The following is a 24968-nucleotide window of genomic DNA, read 5'->3' on the forward strand; positions in this document are numbered from 1 at the left end:
ATGGTGCGTATTGCGTATTGCGTGAAAACACGAAACACGCATCACGAAGCACGCATCACGAAACACCGTATCACCGCAACACCCGCACATCCCCCTCGCGACGCGTGAGGCGCCGTGCGTCCATCTCCTCCAACACTGCCTGAGCGTATTTGCGACTTGTCTGAAAACGGTCGCGCACCTCGGCGAGCGTGATGGCTCCCTGCGCGCGCAGATGGGCCGTAATCTCTTCCACCATGGCGTTGAAATCTTCTGCGCGCAACAGCACGTCCCCTCCCAACCGCACCAACACGCCCTGGTCGGTCAGGTATTCAAGCAATTCTGTATTTTCATCAAGTATTCGCAATGTATCTTGCAGGTTGGGCGGGGCGTAAGGACTCGCAGCAAATGCAGCCAGCACGCGCTCGATGGAGCGCTGCTGGGCGGGCGTAGGGGTCGGCGCAAAATCCGGCAGGCGCACGCAGGCGTCGTCCGCATACAGAAGACCTTGTTGCGCCAGTGCGTCGATCAGGGCGTTGAAATGGCGCACGCTGAGGACGACGCCGGGCAGCAGCGCCTGCATCCGGCTGCGCGCCTCGCTGCGCGGCAGGCCGCGGCGCAAGGGAAATTGACGATGATGCTCGGCGACGCGGGCCGCAAAGCCGTCGGCGAGCCGACGCCATGCGCTCAAGCTGAGCAGAAGGCTTTCCTCGCCGGCTGCAATTTCAACTAGCGCCCGCTGACGGCGCAGCTCATCGAGCGCCGCTGCGCCCGTCGCTGCATCGAGTTCGACGTGGGTCAGCAACGCTTTGGGCGTCGTCAGGCGAAGGCGCTCCAGCGTCTCGAGCAAAATCTCATCGGGTCGACCGCGCGCCAGCGTCTGCAACCGCGTCAGCACATTAGGATCGAAGCGACGCCAGCGCCGCTGAGGCGATGGACTCAGCACGACGCCGCCGCCTAACGTTTGGCTAGGGCTGGGCTGGCGCAGAATGAAACGGTCGCCTGCCGCCACGACGGCGGGGCGGGCGAGCCGCAATTGCAGCCACCCCTCCTCGCCGGGCTTCAACGTCTCGGCGCCTAACAGCCGCACCACGCCGGGAATCTCCGCCGCTCCGACGAAAAAGTCGACCGTCTGGTTGTGTCTGAGCGGTCGCGGCGCGTCGGCGAGCAGGCGAAAGCGCACGTCGATGAGCGTGGTCGGCGTCAACGTGTTCAGATGGACCACCACGTCCCCGCGGCGCAGCTCGTCGGCGCCGACGCCGGTCAGATTGATGGCGACGCGGCTGCCGGGCTGCGCCGTCTGCACCGGTCGGCGATGCGTTTGCAGGGAGCGAATGCGCGCTGTGCGCCGGGCAGGCAAGATTTCCACGGCGTCGCCGACGTTGAACTCGCCGTCGAGCAGCGTGCCGGTGACGACTGTGCCAAAGCCGCTGAGCGTGAAGACGCGATCGATCGGCAGCCGCGGCCGTCCTCGATTGCGGCGGGGGGGCAGGTCGGTCAGCACCGTCGCCAGCGTGCGCTTGAGTTTCTCCAGGCCGGCGCCGGTGACGGCGCTGACGGGGACGATCGGCGCGCCCGCCAGATGCGTGGAGGCGAGCAGCTCGGCTGCGTCGAGCATCACCAATTCCAGCCATTCGGGGTCGTCGACCAGGTCAATTTTGGTGAGCGCAACTACGGCGGCGGGAATGGCCAGCAGGTCGAGGATGGCGAGATGTTCGCGCGTCTGCGGCATTACGCCTTCGTCGGCGGCGACGACCAGAAGCGCAGCGTCGATCCCGCCGACGCCTGCTAGCATATTTTTGATGAAGTCGATGTGGCCGGGCACGTCGACGACGCCCACGCTTTCCACTTCGCCGTCGAGGCGCGGCAGATCGAGCCAGGCGAAGCCCAGGTCGATGGTCATGCCGCGCGCTTTTTCTTCCTTGAGGCGGTCCGGGTCAATGCCTGTCAGGGCGTGAACAAGGGTGGACTTGCCGTGATCGACGTGACCGGCGGTGCCGATGACGCGCATTTAGCTCTGTTGACCGTTGCCGGGAGGCTCGCCGGTGATGATGCCCGGCGTGCGACGTTGCTGTCCCTGGGCGGCGAAAAGCTCTGCGTTGCGGCGCTGGCGTTGCCAGGCTTCCTCCATGGCCCGCAGCTTCTCGTCGCGATCCTTGACCGCCCGTTGTATGCCCTGGAGCCAGGCGTCGGCCATGGTGGTAAAATACGCGCTGTAGCTCTCCTGGAGCTTCCACAACTGATCGACCAGCGCCTCCAGCATCTTGAGGTCATGTTGGAGGGGCGGGAAGCGATCGAGAATTTCTTTGTTGTGTTTCTCTTGCTCGCTCCAGCGATGCTCCTCGCGCAGCTCGCTCTTGCGTCGTCGGCGCTCGAAGTCCTCGCGGAAGTCATCCATTTCGCGGCGCAGGCGCTCTTCGGCCAGGCGTTGCAGCTCCGCCACCTGCGCCTGTTCGCGCAGAATCAGGTCTTTGAACTCCTGCATTTCGGCCACGGCGCGGCGACCGATCTCGATCTGTTGGGCGAAGTTCTGGATGCGCTCGTAGGCCTGGGCGACGAGGGCCTTCTGCTCATCGATGACTTCCTGCCAGCGATTGAGCACCTGCTCTCGCTCCGCCACCAGCACGCGCGTGCGTTCCATAAATTTCACCTGGTCGTCGCGCAGCTGGTCGATCAGCGGGGGCAATTTTTCCATTTCCGCCGCCGTTTTGCGGATGCTTTCTTCCAGAAGCGGGAGGCGACCGGCCGTGGCTTCGGTGCGTTTGAACAGCTCGACCGTCTCCTGCTGCAGCTGGGCGATGCGCTTGGTGTCGCTGGTGCGCTGTTCAACCAGGAAGGGAATCTGCCGCGTGCGCTCCTCGATCTCTTTGGCGAGGCTGCCGATCTGATTGCGCATGCTCATGATCAGCTCGCCGAGGCGCTCATCTTCGGCGATGCGCACCTGGATCGCCTCCTCCAGCCGGCTGATGCGCGGCAGCTCGCGACGCACTTCGCTGATCTCGCGGCTCAGCATCTCGCGATCGCTCATGCGCGCGCGCTCCAGCTCGCGCTGACCGGCGACGCGCTCTTCATAGGCGCGCTCTACCAGGCCGACCAGCTCGGTCTTGGTGTTTTGAATCGCCTGTTCGACCTGATTGAAACGGCTCAGTTGCGCCTGCGTCTGCGCAAGACGCCCTTCCAGTTCCTGGATGCGCCGCGCCTGTTCGATGATGTCGCTCGACTGCGCCTCGATGCGCTGCTGAAGCCTGGCGATCTCTGCGCGATCGCGGCGGTGCTCTTCGTCGAGCCAGGTGACCATTTGGGCGAGTTGTGCTAAGTCCATAGAGCTTCCAGTTTGGTTTCTAAATGCCGCTCCTCACCAGCGGCCTGTGTTTCATGCGGTCACGCAAGCGATCGAAATCTTTGAACGCCCTGGTCTGGGTTGATAGGAATGATGGCAATATAAACGACATAAATGACCGCCTTTTTCTACGCAGAGTATACCATCATCCAGGTCGAACTCCAATCTATTCAGAAAAAGGGGAGATTTCAATCCGACGTCTCAGGCGCAGCGCCCTGAAAGAAGCGTCGCCTTGCAGCGCGCGGTTTTGGCCGATGATCGTGGGCGCTGCTACAATAATGTAAGTTTTCTCGACCTTGTGGACTGAGGTTTTGAAAATGGGCGGCAAGCGGGTGGTTTCTCTTGGATTTCCCCGTTGAGTGCATATGCGAATTGGCGTCGATACGCGGTTGATGCACTATCAGCCAGCGGGAATTAGTCGGTACACCGGACATTTATTACAGGCGCTGGCCGAACTCAACAAAGAGGATGAGTTCATCATCTTCCAGCATCCCAAACATCGCTCCCCTCTGATCCAACAGGCGAATTTTCGGCGTGCAACGCTCTTTGCTCCGGTTCATCATCGCTTTGAACAGATTTTTCTGGCGGCTGAGCTGCTGCGTTTCCGGCTCGATCTGATCCACAGCACCGATTTTATCCCGCCGCTCTATTCGCCGGTCGCAGCGGTAATCACGGTGCACGACCTGGCGTTTTTGCATTATCCCCACTTTTTGACGGCGGAGAGCGCCGCCTATTATGGTCAGATCGATAAAGCGGTCGTCAAGGCGGCGCACATCATCGTGCCGAGCGAGTATACGCGTCAGGACCTGATCGCGCAACTCGGCGTCCCCGCTCAGAAAGTGACCGTCATTCATGAAGCAGCCAACCCGATTTTCAAACCGCTGCCCTATCAGGAGACGCTAGCCGCGGTGCAGAAACGTCACGGCTTGAGCGAGCGCTTCGTGCTCTGCGTTGGAACGATCGAGCCGCGCAAGAACATCAACGGCCTACTGCAGGCCTTCGCCCATCTGCGCAACAAATACCGCCAGAACGATGTGATGTTGGCGATCGCAGGCGGGAAGGGATGGCTCTACGACGAAACGCTCGAACTGGTGAAGACACTGAACCTGAAGCCCTGGGTGCGCTTCCTGGGTCGCGTCTCCGATGAGGAGCTGCATCAACTGTACGTCGCCGCGCGCTGTCACGTGCACCCTGCGCATTACGAAGGGTTCGGGCTGCCGCCGCTGGAAGCCATGGCCTGCGGCACGCCCACCATCGTGAGCAACGTCAGCAGCTTGCCGGAAGTGGTGGGTGACGCTGCGTTGCTCGTCAACCCGCTCGACGTCGAAGAGATCGCAGTCGCCATGCAGCGCCTGCTCACCGACGACGACCTGCATGCAGAACTGCGCCAGAAGGGATTGCGCCGTGCGCGCGTCTTCAGCTGGGATCGCGCGGCGCGCCGCACGCTGGACGTCTACCGCCAGGTGGCCGAACCGCATCGCGCCGCGTCGCAACAACCCGCCGCCACGACGCCGGAAAAAGGGCTGTGAGGATTCTCTTCATCACCCCCCAGGCGCCCTATCCACCTCGTCAGGGCGCCACCATGCGCAACTACTATTTCATCCGCGGATTGGCCCGCAATCACGCCGTCGATCTGCTCACCTTTCTGGCGCCCGGCGACCAGATCGCCGACGACAGCCCGCTGAAGACGCTTTGCACGCGCATCGCCGCAGTGGAGCAGCCCATGCGCACGGCGTTGCAGCGCGTCCACTCCACCTTAACCACCCTGACGCCGGATATGGGGCTGCGCCTGGAGAGCGAAGCCATGCACCGTCTGGCGCGTCAATGGCTCGCCGAAACACACTACGACGTCGTGCAGATCGAGGGCATCGAACTGGCGCAGTACGCCCGTCCTCTTTTAGAGCGGCGCCGCGACCCGGAGCGCCCCGCCCTGGTCTTCGACGACCATAACTGCGAATATCTGCTTCAGAAACGCAACGCCTTCACCGATCTGCGCCATCCTCAGCGCTGGCCTGCCGCAGCCTACAGCCTGGTGCAGTGGCGAAAATTGCGTCGCTACGAGGCCGCCATCGTGCGCAGCGCCGACGCCGTCGTCGCCGTCAGCGAAGCGGATCGTCGGGCGCTGCTCGACCTCGGCGCGCCCACGCCGATTGTTGTTGCGCCCAACGGCATCGATCTGGAGGCGTATCGTCCGCCGGAGACAGTCTCCCCTTTGCGCACGATCGTCTTCACCGGAAAGATGGACTACCGACCGAATATTGACGCCGTGCTATGGTTTTCACAGAACGTGCTGCCGCGCGTGCTGGCGAAGGCGCCCGACGTGCGCTTCCAAATTGTGGGGATGAATCCTCATCCTCGGCTCAATGCTTTGCGCGGCCATCCGGCCATCGAGATCACGGGCGCCGTGCCGGACACGCGGCCCTACATTCACCAGGCCGGCGCGTATGTGATTCCGATGCGCGTTGGCGGCGGCACGCGCTTTAAGGCGTTAGAGGCGCTGGCGTGCGCTGCGCCGGTCGTCAGCACAACGTTGGGCGTAGAGGGCGTGGACGTGCGCGATGGACAGGAGCTGCTCATCGCCGACGAACCCGAAGCTTTCGCCGCTGCAGTCTTGCGTCTGTTGGAAGATGCGCAAAAAGGCGGTGCGCTGCGCCGCCGACTTGGCGCGCAAGGACGACGGTTTGTCGAGCAGCATTACGGTTGGGAGCAGATTCTGCCCAAACTCGAAGAAGCGCTGATCCTCGCGCAGCAAGAGAAGTTGCGCAGTTGAATTTGCAATAAATAGAGCGGATTGAGCGAACAGTCGGCAAGGGTGGGTGCGGCTCCCAGCCGCACGTGCTCGATGAACTGCATGGTTTAAAGAATTCACCGTTGCGCAACGCACGACAGACCTCGAGGAGCGTTATGCCGAAAATCGCGTCGTTTCAGAGCCAGCTCACCACGCGTCTGTTGGCGTGGGGGCTTTTCAACGTCATCATTGGCGCCTTGTTGCAAGGGACGCCCTCGCCGTTCTGGCGCGCCTTTGGGCAGCAGTCGATCGGATGGGGCGTCATCAATACGGCCCTGGCCATCTTTGGCCGTCGTGGACTCCGGCGCAAGCTGGCGCGCGGCTACCCGACGGAAGAGGCGCAGCGCGACGCCCACAACCTGCGGCGCATCCTCTGGATCAACACCGGGCTGGATGTGCTCTACGTCGCCGGCGGGTGGCAGCTGGCGCGCAGCCGCGGCGGCGCCGATGCGAAGGCCTGCGGCCACGGCGTCGGCGTCGTCGTGCAGGGCGCCTTTCTCTTTGTCTTTGATCTGCTCCATGCTATCCGGCTACCACAGGCAAGCAGTTCTGAAGGGAGATGAATATGGCGGAAGCGGCAAACAACGAGATTCACAAAACGGACATCTTGATCGTCGGCGCCGGCGTCTGCGGGTTGATGGCGGCCACCGTGCTGACGGCGCACAAACGCAATGTCACTTTGCTCGACAAAGGGCGCAGCGTTGGCGGGCGCATGGCCACGCGGCGCATCGACAAAGGTTGCGCAGATCACGGCGCGCAGTTTTTCACGGTGCGCGATGAGCGCTTCGGTCGTTTCGTCGAGCAGTGGCTCAGCGAAGGAATCATCTTCGTCTGGTCGCATGGCTGGAGCGACGGCAGTCTGGCGGACGCACCGTCGGACGGCCATCCACGCTACGCCGTGCACGGCGGCATGAACCACTTGACCCAATACATCGCAGCGCAGGTGGAGGCGCAGGGCGGGGTCATTCACACCGGCGTGCGCGTCGAAGCGGTGACGCCGGAAGAGGATGGCTGGCGCGTCTCCGCCGAAAACGGCGTTGCATTTCGAGCGCAGAGCGTCGTGTTGACGATGCCTGCCCCTCAGGCGTTAGCGCTTCTCGACGTAGGAAACACGCCTCTTGCGCCGGGAGACCGTGCAGCGCTGGAGCGCATTCGCTATGCTCCCTGCCTCTGTGGACTCTTCGTCATCGACGGCGAGGTGCATCTGCCTGCGCCCGGCGCCGTGCAGCGGCCGGAGCACGACTTCCCCTGGATCGCCGACAATCAGCGCAAGGGCATCTCTCCGCGCGTCCCAATCGTCACCGTCCACGCAGGCCCCGCCTGGAGCGAGGCGCACTTTGAAGACCCCGACGATGTTCTCTGCGAGGCGTTTGAGCGCGCCATGCGTCCATGGCTGGCGCCGGACGCCTGGATCCTGGAAGAGCAGGTGAAGCGCTGGCGCTACGCCACGCCAACCGTCCTGCATCCAGAGCGCATGTTGAAGATTGACGCCCACGCGCCGCTCTACATTGGAGGAGACGCCTTCGGCGCGCCGCGCGTGGAGGGCGCGGCGCTGTCCGGTCTGGAGATCGGCGAAGCGCTGCTCGGGTGAAACGAGGGGGCCCTCACCCCCAGCCCCCTCTCCCAAGGCTGGGAGAGGGGGAGAAGACACGCCGCAGATGGATTCATCGTAGCTGCGGCTCTCAGCCGCAGGTCCTCGGCAGACCCGAAGCCGTGGAGAAAGCCCTCACCCCCGACCCCCTCTGCCAATCCTGGGAGAGGGGGAGAAGACACGCCGCAGATGGATTCACCGTAGCTGCGGCTCTCAGCCGCAGGTCCTCGGCAGACCCGAAGCCGTGGAGAAATCGAAGAGGCGAAGCTGTTGCGTGACAGGTTTGCCATCAAGCAGGAGGAAGGGGCTGGCCTTTTCCACATCGCGCAGGCCGAGCGCAACCAGATGGCCGATCTCGCGGATGCGCCCTCGACGCCGCGCGGCCAGGATGGCGTCGGCGAGCTTAGGGCCGACGCCTGGGATGCGCAACAGCTCGCGACGTTCGGCGCGGTTGACGTCAACCGGACGTTCGAGCAGATGCTCTCGCGCCCACGCCAGCTTGGGATCGACGTCGAGCGGCAGGTTGCCGTTGCGCAGGAAGGGCAGGTCTTCGACGCTCCAGCCGTAATCGCGCAGCAGAAAGCTCGCTTGATAGAGGCGAAATTCGCGCTGCGGGGAAACGGGGGGGAGCGACTCGAAAGGCGTTTGGATCACCGGATGAAAGGCCATGAAATAGGTGCGACGCAGGCCGAGCCGGCTGTACAGATGCTCGCTCACCTGCAGAAGCTCCAGATCGGTGTCCCCGACGGCGCCGACGACGAACTGCGTCACGATGCTGGCGCGTAGCCCCTCTTTCCGACGCAGCTCGCTCATCCATTGCAGGCGTGGGAAGAGTTCATTCCAGTAGTCCTTCTTAGGAGCCAGCGCCACCAACCGTTCGGCCGTGGCGCCTTCCAGGTTGATCGAAACGCGGTCGGCGAGCTGCATCGCCCGTCGCACCTGGTCATATTCGGCGCCCGGCATGATCTTGAGATGAATGTAGCCGCGATAATGGTAGCGTTTGCGCAGAATCTCCGCCGTATCGATCAACTTGTCCTGCGTGGAGACGCCGCCTTTGATGATGCCTGACGAGAGAAAGAGGCCATCCACCAATCCGGCGCGGTGGATGGTATCATAGGTGCGCGCCATTTCGTCGGGCGTATAGGTGATGCGCTGCGTCTGGCTGCGACCGGCGCGGAAGGGGCAATAAAAGCAGTTGCGCTCGCACGCCGTCGTCATCATCGCCTTCAAGATCGGCTTCTTGCCGGTCGGCGTCGTCACCTCCGAGATGCAGGGCAGCGGCTTGGGTGCGCGCGGCGACGCGCTGCGCTCCGCCATCGGTTGGTCGCCGGCGGGCTCGAAGCGCAAGGCGTCGTCCAAGAGCGAAAGTTTCTGGATCGAATCGGGCGCTATCCGAAAATTCATACTATCTATTATACGAACGTTTGTTCGATTTGTAAAGTGAGGAAAAACCTGTTTATGCGAGCTGTGATTCAGCGGGTCTGTTCGGCGAGCGTGCGCGTGAACGGCAGTGAAATTGGCCGAATTGGACGTGGGTTTGTGGTGTTGGTGGGCGTCGCGCACAGTGACGGCGAGGCGGAGGCGCGTCTCCTGGCGCGCAAAATCGCCGGCCTGCGCGTCTTTGAGGACAATGATGGTAAAATGAACTTAAGCCTGAGCGACGTCGGCGGCGCAGTGCTGGCGATCAGCCAGTTTACACTCTACGCCGACGTGCGCAAGGGGCGACGTCCCAGCTTCACCGACGCGGCGCGGCCGGAGCAGGCGGAGCCGCTCTATCAACGCTTTTGCGAGCTGTTGAGGGCGGAAGACGTCCCGGTGCAGCAGGGCGTCTTTCAGGCCCATATGGAGGTCGAGCTGGTCAACGACGGGCCTGTGACCATCTGGATGGACACAGCAACGCTTTGAATCCGCATCATCAACCAAACGCAAACCAAAATGCACCAACCAAACACACAAAAGAGGGTTTCCGATGAAATATCGACCATTGGGAAGAACGGGCTATCAGGTCTCTGAGATCAGCTTTGGCGCGTGGGCGATCGGCGGCAGTTGGGGCAAGGTGGACGATGAAGAGTCGATGGCGGCGTTGCACAAAGCCGTCGACCTGGGCGTCAACTTTTTTGACACAGCCGATGTGTATGGCGACGGCCGCAGCGAGCGACTGCTGGCGCGGTTGAAGCGCGAGCGGCCGGGCGAGCAGATCATCGTCGCCACCAAGGCGGGACGACGGTTGGATCCGCACACGGCGGAAGGCTATACCTACGAGAACCTGTGCGCCTTTGTCGAGCGCAGCCTGCGGAACCTGGAGACCGATTGTCTCGACCTGCTGCAGCTTCACTGTCCGCCCACCGAAGTCTATCGCCGTCCGGAAGTTTTCGCTGCGCTAGATCGTCTCGTTCAGGAAGGCAAGATTCGATATTATGGCGTCAGCGTCGAAAAGGTGAGCGAAGCCTTCAAAGCCATCGAATATTCCAATGTGCAGACCGTGCAGATCATCTTCAACATCTTTCGGCAAAAGCCGGCGGAGGCGTTCTTCCGCACCGCCAAGGCCAAGCGGGTGGGCATTCTGGCGCGCGTCCCGCTGGCCAGCGGGCTGCTGACCGGAAAGATTACGCCCGACACCACCTTTCCGCCCGACGATCATCGCAATTTCAATCTCTACGGGGAAGCGTTCGACGTCGGCGAGACCTTCAGCGGCGTTCCTCTGCACGCCGCGTTCGCTGCGGTGGAGGCGTTGAGGCCACTCGTGCCGCCGGGCATGACCATGACGCAATTTGCTCTGCGCTGGATCTTGATGTTCGACGCCGTGAGCTGCGCGATCCCCGGCGCCAAACGGCCGGAGCAGGTGATTGAAAACTGCTCCGCCTCTGACCTGCCGCCGCTTGAAGAGCGCGTGATGGAGGCCGTGCGGGTCGTGTACGACACCTACATCCGCCCGCACGTGCATCATCGCTGGTGAAAGGAGAAAGCCGATGCAAGAGGGAAGTTATGTGTTGGCCGAAGCGCCGGAGATCGACCTGGCCGTGCTGGAGGCGGAAGTCGCCGAGCTGGAGGAGTACATCGTCAAAGGCGACATTTATCGCACAGTGCGCGTACAGACGCCGTCCGGCGTGCGCATGGTGCAAATGTCCGGCGGCGATCTGCTGACGCGGCTCTATCGGCTCGAACAGGAACGAGCTTCGTTGCCGCCCGAACAGAGAATACGCGTCGATGATTTGGGGAAACAGGCGCGCGCGACCATCTACAGTCTGCGCACGCGCTTCCATGATCTGTTGAAGCGCGAGATCAAGGCGCGGCTGGACAGCCTTAACTGGTTCCTCGACGATGTGGTGGGCGATCCCAAACGGGCGCGCGCCGAGTACCCCTTCGAGATCCGCAATCGCCAGCGCATCGAGCTGATGGTGGAGGAGCTGGCGGAAGATTTCACGCCTGAGTTGCAAAAACAGATCAGCCGGATCGACGACCGCATTCGTCTGATCGTGCAGCCCGGCGGATTCGTCTGGGACAAACGTCTGGAGCCCATCTTCCCTCGCGAGCGCTTCTGGTATCTGTACGTCTCTCCGTGAAAGAAAACCGGCGCGAGAGATTGTCGTCTACGAGCGATCTGCGCCCGTCGATGCAGGGGAGGCGGGCGCCAGATAAATTTCCCCAAAGGTGACGTCTTGCATCACCTCCACCTCCTGCAGTTTGACCAGCTCCAGCACGGCCAGGAAGGTCACGATCACCTCCAGCCGGGTCACGCTGCGGCTGAGCAGCGCCTCGAAAGGAACGCCGCGCAGATGAGCGTGTCCGTTTGAAGCAAAGGCGTTGCGCAGATATGCACGCACGTTCTCCAGTTGTTCGGCCACCGTGATCGGATAGGTCTTGACGCTCGGAAGGGGAGGCTCGGCGGGCATGCGCTGCAACACTCGTTGCAGCGCGCGACGCAGCGCTTCCAAGCTCACGTTGCTGAGGTCCAAACGTCGTTCGACCTCTGGCAAAGGGGCGACGCGCACATAGACGCGCAGACCCGCCTCTTCTCTAGCGCGCAGCGTCGCCGCCGCTTCTTTGAACTGGCGATATTCCATCAGCTGACGCATTAACGCGTCGCCGCTGGCTTCTTCTTCATCCTCGACCGGCGGTCGCGGCTTGGGCAGCAGGTGATAGGACTTGATATAGAGCAACCGCGAGGCGACGACCAGAAAATCGGCCAGCGCGCCTGGCTCGATCTCTTCCAGCTCGTTGAGCGTCTTCAGATACTGGTCGGTGACGGCCATGAGACTGACGACGCTGATATCCAGCTCTTGCGCCTCGATCATGTGCAGCAACAGATCGAGCGGCCCCTCGAAGACCGGTAGGTGCACCGGATAGCCGGCGCCGAGCGGTTGTGGTCGCGTCAGGGTCATTGTCAGAAGTTCACCTCAAACGAGCGGAAGCGGCGCCCAACGCGCACCAGTTCCGCCAACATCTGACCCAGCTCGGCGTCTGTGCGCCCGACGATGCGCTCGACTTTGCAGCCTGCTTCGACGAGTTGTTGCTCGCTCGCTGCGCTGACGCCGGCCTCTGACCCCAGGATGGTGACGTATTCGGCGTTGCGCGCCTCTTCGACGTGTGAACCGACCGTCGGTCGATAGCGGGCGATGTAAACCATGGCGTCGTCAAACAGGTCCGCCGACCCAGGGCCATCGGGAAGGAGAAGATAATGGCGGATCGTCTTCAGCCCGGCGCCGCGTTGAATCTGACCGATCTGCTCAAAGAGGAGGTCTCGCCAACGGTTGCCCTGCGTCCACTCGCTGCCGGGGCAGACGGTCATGTTGTCGGGAAACTCGCGGTGGCCCCAGACGCGCGCCAGCGGAATGTTCAGCTCCTGCATCAGCCACGCCACCAGGTGCGCGCCGGCGCGCAGCTGCGCCGACGTGGGAATCTTGCCGTTCATAAAGCTGCCGGCGAAGACGACGCCCACCGAGTAGCTGCTGTGCCGCGTTACGTGATACGAGACGGTCTCCAGGTCGTTTGTCTGCTCGATGCAGCCATCTTCATGGATGAAGTAATGGTAGCCGATGCCCGGCCACGCCTCTTTGCCGCGCGCCGGATCAGATGCGATGTGGAGCTCCGCAATGCGCGCTGGGCCAATGCGAGGCGGCGCCGCCGTATGGTGAATGGCGATATGCGTGATCTGGCTCAACGGGCGCCGTTCATAGCGCAGCCGCGCGTGTTTGGGCAGTTGGTCGGAGATGTCCCGAATCGGCGGCGGCGGCACGACAAAGCCCGCGACGGTGGCAGTCCGGGTCGCCAGTTCTTCGCGCAGCCGCCGGATCTCCGTCTCGTGTGCAACGCGTTCCTCCTCGAGCGCAGCTTGGGCCGAACGCAAACTTGCCAGCTCATTCTCCAGGCGAGCGATCTCCAGACGCAAGGCGCCGTCGTCGGCGTCCTCCGCCATGCCGGCCGCCCGACGCGCTGCTGCGAGCAGATGCGCCTTCCATGTCGCCCATTCGACGCCGGGCGACGGCGTGGCGATGTACTCTCCGATCCCCTTCACTGCGTCGAGCGTCAGATGCGGAAAGCGCTTCAGCAGCCAGGCGATCAGGGCGCCGCCTGCTGCGAGCTGATCGGGAGTGGGCATGCCGCCGCTGCGCAGGTCTCCCGCAAAGGCGATGCTGACGGCGTTGCGGATGTACGGCTCCGGCGTCTCCGGCGTCTGGTCGAGCGGCTGCGTCTGGTGCACACTCCCATCGGCCATGATCACAAAATCGTAGAGGATGCCGGGCCAGTCTCGGCGATGTTGATCGGCCAGGGCCTCCAGCGGCGTGTCGGCGGATGCCCCGGTGTCGTAGATCACCAGCGCCTGCACCTCATCCGCCCTGCGCGCAACGTAGCGATGGCGATCGCGCGGCAGCCGCTCAACGCTTTTGTGCAGGCGGAGGCTTCCTTCCACGACGGTGGATTGCTCTTCGAGCAGCCTGCGCAGCTTCTTCACTTCGGCGGCCAGCCGCTGCGCCTCGCTCTGCGCTTCTCGTTCTCTGGACTCGGCCTCGGCCAGACGCGCCGCCAGCGCCTGGTTCTGCGTTTGCAAAGACTGAATGCGCTGCTCGACGTCGGTGCTTTGCGCACTTTCTTGCGCGCCGTTGCTCAATGCGGCCAAATGCAGGCGCACCTGTCGCGCCAGCACCTCTTTCCAACGCGGGCCGGTGTAAAACGTCGCGCCCGGGCTATCGCTGGGGATCAGCTCGCCCAGCCCAACGATGGCGTCGGCGTCCAGGCCCATGTTCTGAGCCAACCAGGCGCAGAGGCGTCCGGCGGCGTCGAGTTGGGGCAGCGAAGGCGGCTCGACGTCAAAGCGGCCCGCCAGACAGATGTTGACGCCCTGCTCTGACCAGACCTTGTCCGGTTGCGCCACATCCTCCAGATCCTTCACCTTGAGAATCTCGCCCGCAGCGTCGATCACAAAATCGTAGGCGATGCCCGGATAGCCTGCCTTGATGTGAGCGCGCGCCACCCGCTCCAGGCTGAGCAACGGATGCGCGCCAGTTTGATTGACGACGATGTAGCGAATCTGATTGAGGTTGCGGCGGGCATAGGGTGCGCCGCTGCGCGGCAGCCGGCGGCTGACGTCGGTGAAGAGGCGCACCGGCAAGAGAATGTTGCGCTCTTCGCCGCCTTCGACCCGACTCAGCTGCGGCGCCTCCACGGTGAGCCAGCGCGTCAGGACCGGCGAACCTTTTTCTTTGAACCAGGCGACTCCTTCATGCACCAGATCGAGCTCGAGCGTGTAATTGCCCGGTTCATCGGGCAGAGCGATGCGCACCTGCACGGTGGCGATTTGCCCGGGTTCAACGTCGTCGGGGATGTCGGTGCGCAGGTCTTTGGCAGGAGGGAGCTTCAACGGCCGACGATTGCGATAGTACCGATACCCGATGCGAAACGGGTTCCCACCGCCCCACTGCCAGGTGAGCGAGCCGGCGTTGCGCAGCGTCACCAACGCCGTGACAACCTGACCGGCGTACAGTTGGGCAGGGAAGTCGTCGGATATCCACTCTACGGAATAGGCAGGGAGTTCCATGCGCTTGCGGGGACGACCTTCGCTGCGCGCCTCCGAGACGACGGCGACCGGCCTGATGGCATCTTTGCCAGCGGCCGCCGGCGCCGCCAGCGGAGGCGCATACTCTCCGGAGTGGCGTTCAAGCGATTGGGGAGGTGCAGCCGCCTCGACGGCCTCGTCTTCCAGCGGTTCATCCTGTACAACGCCGCGCCACCGATAATCGTGCGTGAGCGCCGCTTGAAAGTCCTCGATGACTCCCTTTTTGCCCTCGATGTGCCAGCGATCCAGCGCCGGCCATCGGTAGAGGATGGCTGCGCGAATCTGCTGGGCGCCCGGCTGGCGATTCCACAGGTCGATCTCGCTGTACATCGCCTGCACCCACCCGCTGTTCTGATCGACCCACGGCTGCACCTGCCCCACTTCAGTCAGAAACGCCGCCAGATGGCGCATCGAGGCGGGCACGGCGTTCATGAAGTCCATGTAGGCGCGGAATTGCAGGTGGCGATTTTGAAAAGGCGGCGCCATTTTGGCCGAACTGGAGATCAACGCAGGGCTGGCTCCATGGGTGTAGGCATGCAACGCAAAGCCATCGCAGCCATCTGGCCCCAGAAGTGTCAATATATCCTGAAAATATTGAACCCAATCGCCATTGGGATTGCCTGGATAGATGGTCTGCGTGTTCCAGGGCGCCACAGCGCCGACAAGCACCAGGTCGTCCTCATGGCCCGGCAGGCGGTGAATGGCGTCGCGGCAGAGGCGGTAGCAGCGCGCATACAGTTCGGGCGTGATCACCTCGCCGGGGCTGATCATCGCCCCGCGCGTGGTGCGAATTTCATTTGAGTGGTCGGGCAGCGTGTTGAAACGAATGGCCAACCCGCGGCGCATGGGGTCTGCGATCTCCGGTGGGCCTTCGCGTCGCGTGTTGTGACGCGACCAGTCGATCTTGACGCCCGGGCGCTCGACGGCGTAGTTCATCTCGTTGCCGATGACCCAGATATGCGCGCCGCGGCTGATGCCGACAAAGTTGGCGACGCGGCGTGCAAAGGCTTCGTATTGGCTGCTGTGGGGAATGGTGCCTTCCGGCTCGTGGCCGTGGTTCAGGCGAACGATGATGCCGAAGCCCTGGTTGGCGTAGGTGCTGTAGTCGACGCCGCTCAAATCGTTCGGGTCATGGCCAAGCACTTCAGAAAAGAGGATCCAACCCGGCTTGCGCGCAGCCAACATCAGGTGCTCCCCGCCGGGTTCATGAATTCCGAAAATATACGGCGAATCGAACAACGGTCGCGGCATGAATGCTCCACTCGAAATCGATCAATCGATGTGAAGTATAGCATAAAGACGCAACAACGGGTTTGAACGGGAGCAAATTGTCCGCTGGATGCGTGCTGCGTCCGCTCCTATCTGAATCCGTTGTTCAGGGGCGTTCGTGGCTGGGGACGGCGCCCATCCCGGAAGGCGCCAAGCGTACGAAGGCGTCCTCCGGCGCTGCGGACGCCATGGCAAGGGCGGGCGACGGGTCGAGGATGTACGGAGGCAGTCGGTAGGCGGTCGGCGGCAGATAGGGGAGCGGATCGCTGAAGCCGCCCCAGCCGTCTCCGCGTGTGTAGGGATGGATGCGGATGGCGAAATGCAGATGTGGGCCGGTGCTGGCGCCTGTGTTGCCGGAGCGGCCGATGAGCTGGCCGCGCGTGACCGTCTGGCCGACGCTCACCTCAAAGGCGGAGAGATGCGCGTAGATCGACTCTCCCCAGCTGTGACCAAGCAGGACGAAGTTGCCAAAGCCGCCCGCCTCGAAGTCGGCGCGCAGCACCACGCCGTCATCGACGGCGCGCAGCGCCACCCCGACGGGAGTGGAAAAGTCCACGCCATTGTGTCCTAACAGCGGGACGCCGTCGTAGCTGTAGCGCGCGTAGAAGGCGCTGTTTTCTCCCCAAAGCTGGCCGATGGTGTAGACGCCATCGAACGGAGGATGGAGGTAGACGCCGTCCGCCGGATTTGGGATGTTTGTCCCGGGCAAAACCGGCGCGCGCACCAGCAGATCGCCGACGCCCGCCAGGGCCGCAGCCATCCAGCCGCGCACGACAACGCCCGGCGGCGTGAGGATGGCGCCTCCTCGCCACCAGGTCACCCCATCCACCTGGCGCGGACCGTCGAGCAGCACCACCGTCGTGCGCGGTCGCAGCGCGCCCTGCACGTCATCCGGCGGCTTGTTGACGACGCCGGGCGTGCGGCGCACATTGAGAAAGTCGCTGGTCTGCACCAGATCGCCGACGCGCAAGGCAGGGGGCGGCGGGGGCGCGCTAATTTTTTGCAGCAAAACTTCTCCATCCGCAGTGGCTTCGGCCATCCAGCCGGCGAAAATCGCACCATCTCTGGCGACGATCTGGACCTGCCACCAGATCAGCCCATCCTTTTCCGAGGGGCCGGCGACGATGACGCCTTCGATGGCCGGCGCGATGTCGGCGACGATGTCCTCCGGCCCTTTGCCGAGGTGTCCCGGAGAGCGGCGCAGACGCACCAGCGTGGTCGTGCGGAAGCGATCGCCCGGCGTGAACGTGTAGCGAGGGGGAGAGGGCTGCGGCGGCTCAATGGCGGGGGGAGCGGGCGGCTCCGGCAGCGCCAGCTCTAGCAGCGCCTCGCCGGAGGAAAGGCTGCGCGCCATCCATCCCTCGACGCGGCCCAGGTCAGGGAGCGCGCCGCGCACGCGCCACCACTCCATGTCATCGACGCGGCGCGGCCCCTCCAGCAGCGTCAAAGTTGCGCCGGCGGGAACCAGCGCAATTGTGTCGCCGGCGGGCTTGTTGGTCACGCCCGGCGTGCGTCGCATCCGCACCAGCGTGCGCGTGCGCACCTCCACCCCCGGCGCAAAGGTCGGCGCCGCAGCGACGCTCGCCAACGCACTCTCCGGCGGGGCGCCCGGCAGGTGAAGCTCGAGCAAATTGACGCCGCCCTGCGTATATTGCGCCACCCAACCATCCACGGGCGCGCCGTTCAGTTCCCCGCGCACCGACCACCACGGCACGCCGGTCGCCATCACAAAAATGGGATCGAGGACGGTCAGCACGGTGTTGCGCGGGAGCTGTCCGAGCACCGGGCCGGCGGGCTGGCTGCGGAAGTTGATCACCTCCAGCGTGCGCACCTTGTCGCCCGCTTTGTAGGACGCAGGCCGCAGGTTGCCGAACGTCTCCGGCATCAGCAGGGGCAGGCCATCCAGCGTGTATTGAGCCAGCCAGCCGTTGCGCGGCTGACCGTTGAAGAGCACGCGCACCGCCCAAAAGGGGAGACCGCCGCTCATCGCATGGGGCGCGCTGCGAATCGTCGCCTGCGTTCCGGGCGGCAACACGCCGAGAATCTGACCGGACGGCGCGGCGCGGAGATTGATGGCGGCCAGGGTGCGCACCACGTCTCCCACCTGGTAGCGCGCCGGTTTCGGCGGCGGCTCCTTCCAGCGATAGTCATTGGCGAGCGCAGCGCGGAAGTCGGCGATGACGCCGTTCTTACCGTCGATGTGCCATTGATCGTAGCGCTGCCAGCGGTAAAGCAGCAGACAGCGAATCTGTTGCGCGCCCGGCTGACGATTCCAGCGGTCGATCTCGGCGTAGGCGGCCTGCACCCAGCCGTTGTTGGCGTCCAACCATGGCGCGTCCTGATTGGTCTCGGTGATGAAAACGGGCAGGCTGCGCATGGTGGAAGGGATGGCGTCCATGAAGTTGCGATACGCCTGAAAATTGAAAAAACGATGCTGAAACGGCGGATTCATCGTGGAGCGATCGAGGATGAGCGCCGGATCGGGGCCGTGGGTGTAGGTGTGCAGCGCGATGCCGTCCAGCCCATCGGCGCCCAGCCCCTCCAGGATGTGGCGGAAGTACAGGACCCAGTCCCCCGTGGGGTTGGCGGGATAGGTCAACTGCGCGTTCCAGGGCGCCACCGCCCCGATGACGACGAGATCGTCGCCGTGGCCGGGCAGGGAGCGAATGGCCTCGCGACACAGGCGAAAACAGCGCACGTAGTCTTCCGGCAAAATCGGGCGCGGGCCGCGGTGATCCACCGGCCATTCCTGCGGATGATTGGTCTCGTTGCCGATGATCCAGATGTGACAGCCGGGGCTGGCGGCCACGAAATTGGCGACGCGGCGCGCGAAGCTGGCGTATTGTTCCGGCGTAGGGATCGTGCCGACGGCGCCGTAGCCGTTGTTGATGCGCACAATCACGCCGAAATCCTGTTCGCTGTAAGGGCGATAGTCGGCGCCGCTGCGATCGTTCGGATCGCTGCCGACGGCCTCCGTGAACAGAATCCATCCACGGCGCCCTGCCTGCGCCATGATCCATTCTCCGCCCGGATCGTGGAGGCCGAAAATGTACGGTGAATCAAGCAGCGGTCGCGGCATAGGGCGATCTCCTGGCTTTAAAACGTGCGGCGAAGGACGACGGTTTCACTGCTCGGGGAGAGCAGCCAAGGCGCTATCCGCCCAAATAGGCTTCGCGCACCTGCGGGCTGGCGAGCACCTGGGCGGCCGGGCCTTCGAGCACGATGACGCCTGTCTCCATCACATAGGCGCGGTGTGCAATCGAGAGCGCCACATGCGCGTTCTGCTCGACCAGCAAAATGGTCGTCCCTTGTTCGTTGATGTTGCGGATGATGCGGAAGATCTGGTCGACCAGCAGCGGCGCCAGCCCCATCGAAGGCTCGTCGAGCAGCAGGAGGCGTGGGCGGCTCATCAGCGCGCGGCCGATGGCCAGCATCTGCTGCTCGCCGCCGGAGAGCGTGCCCCCGCGCTGGTTCAGACGCTCGCGCAACCGCGGGAAGAGCTCCATCACGCGCTCCATGTCCTCGCGGATGGCGGCCCTGTCGGTGCGCGTGAACGCGCCTAATTCCAGGTTTTCGCGCACGGTGAGGCGGGCGAAAATCTTGCGCCCCTCCGGCGATTGGGAAATGCCGAGCCGCGTGATCTCGTGTGCAGGGAGATGGTCGATCGGCTGACCCTCGAAATAGATCGACCCCATGCGCGGGTGCAGCAGCCCGCTGATCGTGCGCAGCGTGGTCGTCTTGCCGGCGCCGTTGGAGCCGATCAGGGTGACGATTTCGCCTTTGTCGACGGTGAGCGAGACGCCCTTCAGGGCATGGATGCGGTCGTAGTAGGTGTGAATCTGGTCAAGCACCAGCATAGGTGCAATTCTCCTCTATGGATGCGTCTCCGCCAGGATGCCTGGGCCGAGGTAGGCTTCAATCACTCTGGGGTCGTTGCGCACTTCTTCAGGTCGACCTTCGGCGATCTTCTTGCCGTAGTCGAGCACGGTGACGCGGTCGGAAATCGACATGACCACCTTCATGTCGTGCTCGATGAGCAGGATGGTGATGCCGAGCTCGTTGCGCAAACGATGAATGAGATGCATCATGGCTTCGGTTTCGCGCGGGTTCATGCCGGCGGCCGGCTCGTCGAGGAGTAGCAGCTTGGGGTCGCTGGCCAGCGCGCGCGCCACCTCGAGCAGACGCTGGTCGCCGTACGGAAGATTCTTGGCCAGCATATCGCCCTTGCCGGTGAGGCCGACGAAGGCGAGCAGCTCGCGCGCCCGCTTCTCCGCGCGTTGTTCCTCGCGTCGCGTAAACGGCGTCTGCAAGATGGCGCCGAGCGGCGTCGAGCGCAGCCGCACGTGTTGGCCGACCAGAATATTCTCGATGGCGGTCATGCTGCCGAAGAGCCGGATGTTCTGATAGGTGCGCGCAATGCCGAGCGCAGTGATCTGATCAGGGCGCAGCCCGATAATCGAACGTCCATCGAAGAGGATGTCGCCTTCTTCGGGCTTGTACAAACCGGTGAGACAGTTGAAGAACGTCGTTTTGCCGGCGCCGTTGGGGCCGATCAAGCTTGCGATCATGCGCTCTTCGATCGTGAGATCGACCTGGCTGACCGCCACCAGGCCGCCGAACACTTTGGTGACGCCGCGCGCCTCAAGCAACGCCATTTTATTTTTTACCTCCATCCGGGTTGTCTGATTTCAGCTCAGGCGCAAGCCGCTCCAGCACAGAGGGGACGTCTTCACCGACCACAGGCTCCGCCTCTTCATGTAGCTCGCGGCGCCGTCGCGTCGAGGGGATGATGCCCTCCGGTCGCACGATCATCATGGTCACCAACAGCGCCGCAAAGGTGACGATGCGATACTCATCGACCCCGCGCAGCACCTCCGGCAGACCTTTCAACGCCAGGGCGCCGAGCACCACGCCGGGGATGCTGCCCATGCCGCCGACGATCACGAGCGAAAGCGCATCGATCGACACGAAGAGCGAGAAATTTTCCGGGAAGATGTTCGTCTGGCGGGCGGCATAGAGCTGGCCGGCGAGCGCTGCAAAGAGCGCGCCGATGGCAAACGCCAGCAGCTTGGTGCGCACGAGGTTGACGCCGGTCGCCTGCGCCACGTCCTGGTCTTCGCGCATGGCGATCCAGGCGCGGCCCAAGCGAGAGTTGTCGAGCCGGTAGGCGGAAAACGCAATCACAGCGGAGCCGATCAGCCCTAAAATAAAGATATCGCGCGGGTTGCCGAGGTTGTATCCGAACAGATAGGGCGGCGCAATGTTGAGCAGCCCGCGCGGGCCGTTTGTCAGCTCCGCCAGGTTGAGCATGAACAGGCGGATAATCTCGCCGAAGCCAAGCGTAACGATCGCCAGGTAGTCCCCGCGCAGCCGCAACACCGGAATGCCTAACAGCACGCCGCCGATCCAACCGGCGAGCATCGTGATCGGCAGCGCCATCCAGAAGCTGAGCAGCGGCGCATTGGCCGGAATGCCCAGACTTTGCAGCTGCGCAGACAGCCAGGGCGAGGAAAACGGCGCCGAGAGGAAGGCGTACATGTACGCGCCGATGGCGAAAAAGGCGACGTAGCCCAGGTCGAGCAGCCCGGCGAAGCCGACGACGATGTTCAAGCCGAGCCCCATCATCACAAAGATGAAGACAATGCCGAGCACCGAGTTTTGAAATTGGTCAAGCGTAAACGGAAGGTATGCGACCCCGGCCAAATAAAGCAATGAAAGGAGCTGTCGTTCGCGACCCGGATGCGCCGCACGTAGCGCCAGGATGCCGGCGCCGATCGTCACCATGGCGGCAAGCAGACGGATCGTGCCCCGATTGTTGCCGCCGAAGGTCACTCCCGGCATGCCCAGCCAGAGCACGAAGAGAAAGAGCGCAATGGGCAGAAGCAGCGGGATCCAACGCAGCGCCGAGATGCGCGGCGTCGGACGGCCGCGAGCCCAACGCTCCACCAACACCAGCGCAGCGCCCACGCCGCTGGCGACGGTCAACAGCAGCGCCTGTTGCAGCCAGGCCAGCGGCGAAAGCTCGCCGCCGACAATTGCACCGGGGGCGACGCCGTAGAGCGCCGCCAGATTTGGCGGCGTCATTTTGTCAAAGATGGGCTGAAGGCGAACCCCGCTGCTCGTAAGATTGACGAACACGGCGAGCAACGCCGCAATCAGCAATCCCGCAGTCAGCCCTCCGCTCAGGCCTGCCGTGAAGAGCAGCGCAGGCTGTCGATTGAATACATCCTGCTTGCTCTTTCCCCCGCGCAACGCCAGCCAGAAAAAAAGCGCCATTGCACCTGCTAAAATGGGAAGGGCGAGGTCGCCGAGACGCAACGGCAGCCCCACCAGAACGAGATAGGTCAGAATTGCGAACGCAATGGCGCCGATGCGAAGGCCCCTTTGTACGGATGGAAGCAGCATACTCCTCACGCCCTTTTCTCGCTCACCACCTCGCCAAGCAGGCCGGAGGGACGGAAGATCAGAATCAACACCAGCACGGTGAAGGCGATGATGTCTTTATATTCGGTGGGGATGCCCAGTGCGCTCGGCCCGATGGCCTCGATCACGCCGAGCAACAGCGCGCCGACCATGGCGCCGGGGATGTTGCCGATGCCGCCGAGCACTGCAGCGGTGAAGGCCTTCAAACCTGGGATGAAACCGCTGTTGAACTTGACCACCGTGTTGTGAAAACCCAGCATCACGCCGGCGGCGCCCGCCAGCGCAGAGCCGAGGATGAAGGTGAAGACGATCACGCGGTCGACGTCGATGCCCATCAACGCCGCCGTGCCCTTATCTTCGGCGACGGCGCGCATGGCGCGCCCCAGCTTGGTGCGTTGGACGATCAAGTACAGCATTAACATCAAAAAGAGCGAGGTCACAAAGATAATGAGCCCTGTATAAGGAACAAAGACCCCGCCGGCGCGGAAGCCGCCTTCGATCAAAGCAGGCTTTTGGTAGACGCGCGGGCTGACGCCGAAAATGAGCAAGACCGAATATTGCAGGAAGAGCGATGCGCCGATGGCGCTGATCAGCGGCACCAGACGCGGCGCTCCCCGCAGCGGCCGATAGGCGACCCGCTCCAGGGTGACGCCGGTCAATACGGAGCCGAACATGCCCGCAGCCACGATCAAGATCAGCGCAAGCGCAACCAGCGCCGCCGGCCCCTGCAGCCAACCCAACGCCATGAAAAATTGCAGGGCGAAAAAGCCGGTGAAGCCGCCGATCATCATGACGTCGCCGTGGGCGAAGTTGATCATCAGCAAAATGCCGTAGACCAGCGTATAGCCCAGCGCAACCAGCGCATAGACGCCGCCCAGCACCAGCCCGTTGATCAGCTGCGACATCCAGAAAGTGGCCGGATAACCCTCAGCGAGGCCCACGGTGACGACGCGCCAGGCCACCAGTGCGAGGATCAGCACGCCCAGCCCGCGCACCAGCCAACGGGTGGTCGTTTTTTGTCGAAAGCGAACAGAGGTGGATGAATACGTTGTAACCGCCACGATATTTTGAGTTCTTTTTCGGTTGAATGAGGATTCTCTGTAGCTGCTGCACAGCAGCGTTGGAACAGCCTCGCTGCGGAAGCCGTCTCAACGCTGCTGCGCAGACAGGACAAATCGTCCGAAGCGTTGGCCTTACATGCCGAAGCCGGCGATCTGCTTAAACTGGCCGTTTTCGACGATGAAAATCTGCACGCCGCCGGCGCCGCATTCGCCGATTTCATTGCAGGTCAGCGTGCCGGTGATGCCCTGCAGCCCCTTGGTCGCCCGGATGGCCTTGATCAGCTCCTCGCGGTCGATCACCAGGTTGCCGTTGTCATCGACTTTGGCCACGCGCTTGATGGCCTCGCCGATCAGGATGACCGAGTCATAGGACTGGCCATGGAACGGGCCAAGCTGGCTCGGCTCGACGCCAAACTTGGCGACGTACTTCTCGGTGAACTCCGCCAGTTTGTCGGCCTGGGCGTCGCCGGCCACAAAGGACATGTAGGTGCCTTCTGCGGCTGCGCCGGCCGCCTGCAGGTACTGCTGCGTGTAGGCGCCGTCGTCGCTCATGAATTTGGCGTTCTCGAGGCCGGCCGTCTCCTTCATCTGCTGCGCGATCAGCGCCGCCTCGGTCGAGTAGCCGCCGAAGAAGATCAGCTCCGGCTGGTTGGCGCCGATCTTGGCGAGCACGGCGCGGAAGTCGGTGTCGCCCACCTGGACGCCCTCGAAGTTGGTGACTTCGCCGCCCAGCCTGATGAAGGCGTTTTGGAAGATCTCCGCCAGGCCTTTGCCGTAGTCGGAATTGTCGTGCATCACCGCGACCTTGCGCAGGCCGAGCTGGTTGTAGACAAAGTCGGCGTCCACTTCGCCCTGCAGCGCATCGCTGAGCGCCACGCGGTTGCAGACGTCGCACTCCGGATCGGTGATGGCGGGGTTGGTGGCGCTGGGGGAGACGAAGGGAATGCGAGCGCGCTGCAGAATCGGCTTCAGGCCGAAGGTCTCGCCGGAGCAGGTGCCGCCCGTGACGGCGACGATCGTGGGATCGGCCGCAAATTTGTTGCCGACCACCGTGCCCTGGTCGCCGGAGCAGGCGCCGTCCTCGGCGACCAGCTCAAAGAGGAAGCCTTCGACGCCGCCGGCGGCGTTGAGGTCGTCGATGGCGATTTCAGCCGCCTGGCGGATGTCCTTGCCGGGGTCTGGGATAGGGCCGGTCAGCGCAAACGAACCGCCGATGCGGATGGTTTGGCCTGGGGCGATCACGACCTGACCGCCGGTGGGCTGAGGCTGCGCTTCAGCCGGCGCCGGTTGCGCAGCAGGGGCCGCCGGCGCACCCGCCGGCGCAGGAGCGACGCAGGCCGTCAAAAGCGCAATCAGCGCAGCAAACAAGAGAAGAAAACGAGCATTGCGCATGTGCACCTTCCTTTCTTCGTGGTGATAATGTTTGAACTGGAAAAGCAAATTGTAAAACCAAGTAGAATGCAGCG

18 protein-coding genes are annotated in these 24968 nt (G+C 63.3%); 7 read left to right on the top strand and 11 right to left on the bottom strand.

Annotation, left to right across the window (positions count from 1 at the left end; genetic code table 11):
* Window positions 1-70: 70 nt before the first annotated feature.
* Together selB and Q0367_RS16070 are read right to left on the bottom strand one after the other, a co-directional pair.
* The gene (selB, locus tag Q0367_RS16065) at window positions 71-1987 is read right to left on the bottom strand and encodes a selenocysteine-specific translation elongation factor (protein WP_298983505.1); all 1917 of its coding nucleotides are present in this window, start codon (window positions 1985-1987) and stop codon (window positions 71-73) included.
* Window positions 1988-3298, bottom strand: coding sequence for a hypothetical protein (locus Q0367_RS16070; protein WP_297641080.1), 1311 nt, complete (start codon window positions 3296-3298; stop codon window positions 1988-1990).
* A 383-nt stretch (window positions 3299-3681) separates the two neighbouring features.
* On the opposite strand from Q0367_RS16070, the gene Q0367_RS16075 reads away from it, so the two are divergent.
* The 4 genes from Q0367_RS16075 to Q0367_RS16090 all read left to right on the top strand — a co-directional run bounded on the left by Q0367_RS16075 (window position 3682) and on the right by Q0367_RS16090 (window position 7695).
* A complete protein-coding gene (locus Q0367_RS16075; RefSeq protein WP_297641137.1) occupies window positions 3682-4845 on the top strand; it encodes a glycosyltransferase family 1 protein in 1164 nt (387 codons plus the stop codon).
* Window positions 4842-6086: a glycosyltransferase gene (locus tag Q0367_RS16080; protein WP_297641078.1), complete on the top strand. Its 1245-nt coding sequence runs from the start codon at window positions 4842-4844 to the stop codon at window positions 6084-6086. The genes Q0367_RS16075 and Q0367_RS16080 overlap by 4 nt, the downstream gene beginning before the upstream one ends.
* Window positions 6087-6220: 134 nt before the next feature.
* Window positions 6221-6667 carry a DUF6992 family protein gene (locus Q0367_RS16085; protein ID WP_298983508.1) on the top strand — a complete coding sequence of 149 codons (447 nt, stop codon included), beginning with the start codon at window positions 6221-6223 and terminating at the stop codon, window positions 6665-6667.
* Between the two features lie 2 nt (window positions 6668-6669).
* Window positions 6670-7695 (top strand): NAD(P)/FAD-dependent oxidoreductase, encoded by a 1026-nt coding sequence (locus Q0367_RS16090; RefSeq protein ID WP_297641074.1) that lies wholly within the window; start codon window positions 6670-6672, stop codon window positions 7693-7695.
* A 213-nt stretch (window positions 7696-7908) separates the two neighbouring features.
* On the opposite strand, the gene Q0367_RS16095 is transcribed toward Q0367_RS16090, so the two are convergent.
* Window positions 7909-9099, bottom strand: coding sequence for a radical SAM protein (locus Q0367_RS16095; protein ID WP_297641072.1), 1191 nt, complete (start codon window positions 9097-9099; stop codon window positions 7909-7911).
* Window positions 9100-9153: 54 nt separating this feature from the next.
* On the opposite strand from Q0367_RS16095, the gene dtd reads away from it, so the two are divergent.
* From dtd to Q0367_RS16110, 3 genes are all read left to right on the top strand, one after another.
* Complete coding sequence (gene dtd / locus Q0367_RS16100; RefSeq protein ID WP_297641070.1) at window positions 9154-9600, top strand: D-aminoacyl-tRNA deacylase; 447 nt, start codon at window positions 9154-9156, stop codon at window positions 9598-9600.
* A gap of 64 nt (window positions 9601-9664) precedes the next feature.
* A complete protein-coding gene (locus tag Q0367_RS16105) occupies window positions 9665-10651 on the top strand; it encodes an aldo/keto reductase (RefSeq protein WP_297641068.1) in 987 nt (328 codons plus the stop codon).
* Window positions 10652-10664: 13 nt separating this feature from the next.
* Window positions 10665-11258 (top strand): hypothetical protein, encoded by a 594-nt coding sequence (locus tag Q0367_RS16110; protein ID WP_297641066.1) that lies wholly within the window; start codon window positions 10665-10667, stop codon window positions 11256-11258.
* 27 nt (window positions 11259-11285) lie between these two features.
* Here Q0367_RS16110 and Q0367_RS16115 read toward each other — a convergent pair whose 3' ends face one another.
* The 8 genes from Q0367_RS16115 to Q0367_RS16150 all read right to left on the bottom strand — a co-directional run bounded on the left by Q0367_RS16115 (window position 11286) and on the right by Q0367_RS16150 (window position 24894).
* The gene (locus Q0367_RS16115; RefSeq protein ID WP_297641064.1) at window positions 11286-12077 is read right to left on the bottom strand and encodes a ScpA family protein; all 792 of its coding nucleotides are present in this window, start codon (window positions 12075-12077) and stop codon (window positions 11286-11288) included.
* 2 nt (window positions 12078-12079) lie between these two features.
* Entirely contained in the window at window positions 12080-16000 is a 3921-nt protein-coding gene (locus Q0367_RS16120) for an N-acetylmuramoyl-L-alanine amidase (RefSeq protein ID WP_298983512.1), read from the bottom strand.
* Window positions 16001-16124: 124 nt separating this feature from the next.
* Window positions 16125-19097 (bottom strand): peptidoglycan DD-metalloendopeptidase family protein, encoded by a 2973-nt coding sequence (locus Q0367_RS16125; RefSeq protein ID WP_298983514.1) that lies wholly within the window; start codon window positions 19095-19097, stop codon window positions 16125-16127.
* A 73-nt stretch (window positions 19098-19170) separates the two neighbouring features.
* Window positions 19171-19875 (bottom strand): ABC transporter ATP-binding protein, encoded by a 705-nt coding sequence (locus Q0367_RS16130; RefSeq protein WP_297641058.1) that lies wholly within the window; start codon window positions 19873-19875, stop codon window positions 19171-19173.
* A 15-nt stretch (window positions 19876-19890) separates the two neighbouring features.
* Window positions 19891-20673, bottom strand: a complete 783-nt coding sequence (locus Q0367_RS16135; protein ID WP_298983517.1) for an ABC transporter ATP-binding protein — start codon at window positions 20671-20673, stop codon at window positions 19891-19893.
* A gap of 1 nt (window position 20674) precedes the next feature.
* Complete coding sequence (locus tag Q0367_RS16140; RefSeq protein WP_298983518.1) at window positions 20675-22423, bottom strand: branched-chain amino acid ABC transporter permease; 1749 nt, start codon at window positions 22421-22423, stop codon at window positions 20675-20677.
* A 5-nt stretch (window positions 22424-22428) separates the two neighbouring features.
* On the bottom strand, window positions 22429-23436 hold the full coding sequence (locus Q0367_RS16145; protein ID WP_363325879.1) for a branched-chain amino acid ABC transporter permease: 1008 nt from the start codon (window positions 23434-23436) through the stop codon (window positions 22429-22431).
* A 198-nt stretch (window positions 23437-23634) separates the two neighbouring features.
* Window positions 23635-24894 (bottom strand): branched-chain amino acid ABC transporter substrate-binding protein, encoded by a 1260-nt coding sequence (locus tag Q0367_RS16150; RefSeq protein WP_298983521.1) that lies wholly within the window; start codon window positions 24892-24894, stop codon window positions 23635-23637.
* Window positions 24895-24968: the final 74 nt, after the last annotated feature.

This window comes from uncultured Caldilinea sp., from assembly GCF_937128415.1.
Classification (GTDB): Bacteria; Chloroflexota; Anaerolineae; order Caldilineales; family Caldilineaceae; genus Caldilinea.